The organism is Pseudomonas sp. SDO5591_S426 (genome assembly GCF_054070755.1).
This window is the reverse complement of record NZ_JBSVXD010000294.1, coordinates 1-4,675: the sequence shown is the minus strand read 5'-3', so window position 1 is coordinate 4,675 and position 4,675 is coordinate 1. Positions and strand designations below refer to the sequence as shown.

The 4,675-nt window shown below is 62.6% G+C and carries 2 protein-coding genes; both read left to right on the top strand.

What is annotated here, in order from left to right; translation table 11 throughout:
- Nucleotides 1–90: 90 nt before the first annotated feature.
- Nucleotides 91–3,255 (top strand): DUF2339 domain-containing protein, encoded by a 3,165-nt coding sequence (locus tag ACW9JC_RS28790; protein WP_457459285.1) that lies wholly within the window; start codon nt 91–93, stop codon nt 3,253–3,255.
- The gene (locus ACW9JC_RS28785) at nt 3,252–4,616 is read left to right on the top strand and encodes a DUF3999 domain-containing protein (protein ID WP_457459283.1); all 1,365 of its coding nucleotides are present in this window, start codon (nt 3,252–3,254) and stop codon (nt 4,614–4,616) included. Before ACW9JC_RS28790 ends, ACW9JC_RS28785 begins: the two co-directional genes overlap by 4 nt.
- The last annotated feature ends 59 nt before the right edge of the window (nt 4,617–4,675 follow it).

The window sequence follows — 4,675 nt, the reverse complement described above, 5'->3', positions numbered from 1 at the left end:
TCAAAGCGCTTTTGTAGGAGCTGCCGAAGGCTGCGATCTTTTGTCTGTGGCTACGCTAATCTTTCTGGATTGCGCTCAAGGATATCGACCATGCAATGGATGTTGATGCTGATTGGCCTGGTGCTGGGCTGGATACTCGACGAGTCGTTCGGCGATGCGCTGCTGGGCGCTTTGCTCGGGTTGGCGATCGGTCAGGCCTTTCGTATCGGCAAATTGGCTTCGCAGGCCGACGAGCAACGCCGCTTGTTGGAGAGGGCACAGGTTGCGTTGCATGGCGTGGAGCAGCGTTTGGCCGTATTGGAACTACCCGGTTTCACTGCCCCTGAAACCCGTGAACCTGCTATCAGTGAATCCGCTCCGGCACCTGAGATCATCGTCGCGCAGTCCCCTATCGAAACGCCTGAACTGATCTGGGAACTGCCTCCCGAGCCCGTCGATGCCTGGAAGCCCGAATCGGTCACCCGCGAGCCGCAACAACCTGCCATCCCGAGCGGCCCCAACTTTATCGAGCGTGCCATCAACGGCGCTCGCGCCTGGCTGTTCGGCGGCAACACGGTGTTGCGGGTCGGCGTGGTGTTGTTGTTCCTCGGCCTGGCCTTTTTGCTGCGCTATGCCACCGAAGGTGTGGTGGTGCCGATCGAGTTGCGTTACGCCGGTGTCGCGGCGGCGGCGCTGGGCCTGCTTGGCCTCGGTTGGTGGCTGCGATCGCGAAACAATAATTACGCGTTGATGCTGCAGGGCGCCGGTGTCGCGGTGTTGTACCTGACGGTGTTTGCGGCGATGCGCTTGCATCCGCTTATTGATCCTTCGGCGGCGTTTGGGCTGCTGGTCGCGGTGACGGTGTTTTCGGCAATTCTCGCCATCACCCAAGACTCCTTGGGACTGGCCTCAGTGGCAGCATTGGGTGGCTTCGCCGCGCCCATCCTGGCCTCCACGGGCAGCGGAAGCCATGTAGCGTTGTTCAGCTATTTCGCCTTGCTCAACGCCGGTATCCTCGGCATCGCCTGGTTCAAGGCATGGCGCCTGCTGAACGTGATCGGTTTCGTCGGCACGTTCGGCATCGGTTTCGCCTGGGGTGCACGGTCCTATACGCCGGAGCTGTTGTGGAGCACTGAGCCGTTCCTGATTCTGTTCTTCCTGATGTACTTGGCTATCGGTCTGTTGTTCGCCCGACGCAAGCTGCTGGAAATGGGCGATGCACCTGAGGATGGTGGCCGCGAGGCGCTGCTGCACTGGTCGGCGCGCAAGGGTGATTACGTCGACGGCACGTTGCTGTTCGGTCCGCCCTTGGTGGGCTTCGGTTTGCAGTTCGCACTGGTGCAGCATCTGGAATTCGCCGCCGCGTTCAGTGCCCTGGCGCTGGGCATCATTTACATGGGCCTGGCCCGTTTGCTGTTCGCCGGTCGCACGTTGCTGCTGGCGGAAACCTGCCTGGCCCTGGGCGTGATCTTCACCAGCCTGGCGATTCCCCTGGGGCTTGATGCGCGCTGGACCACCGCCGCATGGGCAGTGGAGGGCGCGGGGATCCTGTGGCTGGGACTGCGTCAGCAACGGCCGTTGGCCAGAGCCTTTGCCTTGTTGCTGCAACTGGGCTCGGCGCTGATGTTTCTTAGCGAGTTGGGCGATGGCCAGAGCAGCCTGCTCGAAGGCGCACCGTTGGGTGCGCTGATGTTGGGTATCGCGCTGCTGTTCAGTTTCTATCAGTTGCATAAAGCGCAGCCCGAGCAGACGTCGGCATGGGAGCGCAAAGGCCTGCCGGTGTTGGCGTGTCTCGGCCTGTCGTTCCTCTACCTGCTGGCGCCGCTGTTTTTCTTCGCCCATGGCACGGCGATCAGTTGGGCAGTGGCCGGGTTGGTCACGTTGCTGGTCGGTTTGCGCCTGCCTTCGCGGACATTTGTGTTCACAGCTTTCGCGGTGCAGTGGCTGGGTGGTGCGTTGTTCCTGGTAGCCGAACCCATGCTCGACGAAGGCTTGCGTCCATTGGCCCATGGCGAATTCTGGACGCCGTTGGTGCTCGGTGTGGCGGGGTTGGTCGGGGCGTGGCGCTTGCAGCTCGTCAGCCTTGCCGGGCTGAGTGCGCAACGCTTGTCCCAGGCATTGTTGGTGTGGGGCGCAGGCTGGTGGGCGCTGGCGTGGGTCAGTGAAGTGCTGCGCTTTGCCCCGTTGTCCTTGCAGGCGACGCTGCTGCTGGCTGTCGCGACCTTGAGTGTTGCGTTGTGGACCGTGCTGGCGCTACGCCTGAAATGGCCATCGCTGGGGCTGCTTTGCACCGTGCTGATCCCGGCGGCCGGGATAGTGTTGCTCGCTGCCTGGCATTCGCGCTATCACCCGGCGGCCAGCTTCGGCTGGTTGGTGTGGATAGCGGTGTTCGTCGTGCATTTCATCTCGCTGCGACGCTTGGCGCCGATGCTCCCTGCGCGGGTACTGAGTACCGCCCATGTGCTCGGTTGCTGGCTGCTGATCGGCGTGCTGGCCCTGGAGTTGCGATACGGCTTGCTGCTGTTGTCCGAGCAATACAATGCCTGGCGCTGGCTGGGTTGGGCGATTTTGCCGAGCCTGTATCTGGTGTTGATGGCCGCGCCGCGTGCCTGGCCATGGCCGATATCGGAGTATTCGCGCGAATACCGCGTGTATGCCGCCGCGCCCTTGGCGTTGTTGATGCTGGGCTGGTTCTGGCTGGCCAACGTCTTCAGTGACGGCTTGGCCGAACCGCTGCCCTACGTGCCGCTGATCAACCCGCTGGAGTTGGGTTTGCTGTTTGCACTGTTCGGCGTTTACGTCTGGTCTCGCAGCGCCGTGTCGCAAGTCGAGCTGCGCCGGGATTTCGCCTCCTCCGCCACACAACTGATCGCTGGCTTCTCGCTGTTTGTGTTCTTTACTGCACTGGTGATGCGCACGGCCCACCACTGGAGCGGCGTGCCGTACGAGCTCGATGCGCTGCTTGAATCGATGCGGGTGCAGGCCGGTCTGTCCATCGTCTGGACCTTGATGGCCTTGAGCTTGATGATCGGCGGCCATTTGCGTCATCGCCGCGAAGTCTGGCTGATCGGCGCGGCGCTGATCGGTGTGGTGGTGGCCAAATTGTTCTTTGTCGAATTGAGTAACCGCGGCGGGCTGGCGCGGATCGTGTCGTTTATCGGCGTTGGCGTGTTGCTGCTGGTGGTGGGCTACTTCGCCCCGTTACCGCCCAAGCGCGTCGAGGCTGTGCCGGAAGCTGAAAGACCGGCCCCGGAAACAGAAGGAGTGTCGTCTTGAGTCAGAAGCTGAACCTGGGTTGGTTGGGCGCTGTTGCGATGGGCATGGCGCTGACAGCCGTCGCTCAGGAAAAACCGGCGGACTTCGCCACACAGGTAGCGTTGTCGGTAAGTGGCGAGGGCCCTTGGTATCGCCTTGAATTGCCGCTGGCCGTGCAACTGAATGCACGGCAGAGCGACCTCAGCGATGTGCGCGTATTCAATGCTGCCGGCGACCAGCAGGCTTACGCCCTGGCCCGCGAAACTGCGCAGACCGACGCCAACCGCACACTGACCGACGTCAAATGGTTCCCGCTGTACAACTCGGCGGACGCCACCGAGCACGCACCGAGCGTGCGGGTGCAATCGAGTGCCAACGGCACGCTGGTCGAAGTGCAGCCCTCCAGTCAACTGGAGGTGGGTGAAGAGGAGTTGCGAGGCTGGCTGCTCGACGCCAGCGGAATCAAAGCACCGTTGCAGCAATTGATCCTCGACTGGACCAGCGAGCGCGACGGTTTCCAGCGCTTCACTATCGAGGCCAGCGACGATTTACAGCATTGGCAGTCGTGGGGTGAAGGGCAGGTGGCGCGGCTGACCTTTGCCGATGAGCGGGTCGAGCAGCACGAAGTCGGCCTGCCGGGGCAGTCGGCGCGTTACTTGCGTTTGTTATGGGAAACGCCGCAAACGGCGCCGACCCTGACGTCGGCGCAACTGCAAAGCAGCCGCAGCCTGCCGTTGCCGTTGGTCTGGTCGCAAGCGTTGACCGGCAGCAGCGTGAAGGCCGGTGAGTACATCTGGCAATTACCAATGGGCCTGAACGTCGAGCGTGTGCGGGTCGAGTTGGAACAGCCCAATAGCCTGGCGCCTGTAACCTTGTCGGGTCGCCGCGACAGCAGTCTGCCGTGGCAGGCGTTGAGCAGTGGTTTGCTCTATCGTCTGACCCAGAATGGCCAGGACGTGGTGCAGAACGAATTGCAGTTGTCGGGGCAAATCGTGCAACAACTGAAGCTGACCGTGGACGAACGCGGCGGCGGTCTTGGAGCGCAAGCGCCAACGCTGAAGTTCGCCGTGCGTGCCACGCAATTGGTGTTTCTGGCCCGCGGTCCCGGGCCTTACACGCTGGCGCTGGGCAATTCGACGGTCAAGGCGGCGAACCTGCCGTTGTCGACGCTGATTCCGGATTACAACGCTGCGAAGCTGACGACGCTGGGCAGGGCTTCAGTCGATGGCGGGGTGGTGACGGCCTCGACGGCTGCGACAGTACCGGTTGCCGTGGGCACCGACTGGAAGAAATTCGGCCTGTGGGCCGTGTTGCTGCTTAGCGTGTTGTTCCTGGCGGCGATGGCGTTCAGTCTGCTGCGCAAGCCGCCGGTCAAACCCTGAAGGCGGGTGCCTCGCACCCAATCGCTGGCAAGCCAGCTCCCACAGGGACGCCGCAATAC

Coding starts and splice junctions, on each gene's coding strand:
- ACW9JC_RS28790 (WP_457459285.1), top strand. CDS start 91: ATGCAATGGATGTTGATGCTGATTGGCCTGGTGCTGGGCTGGATACTC.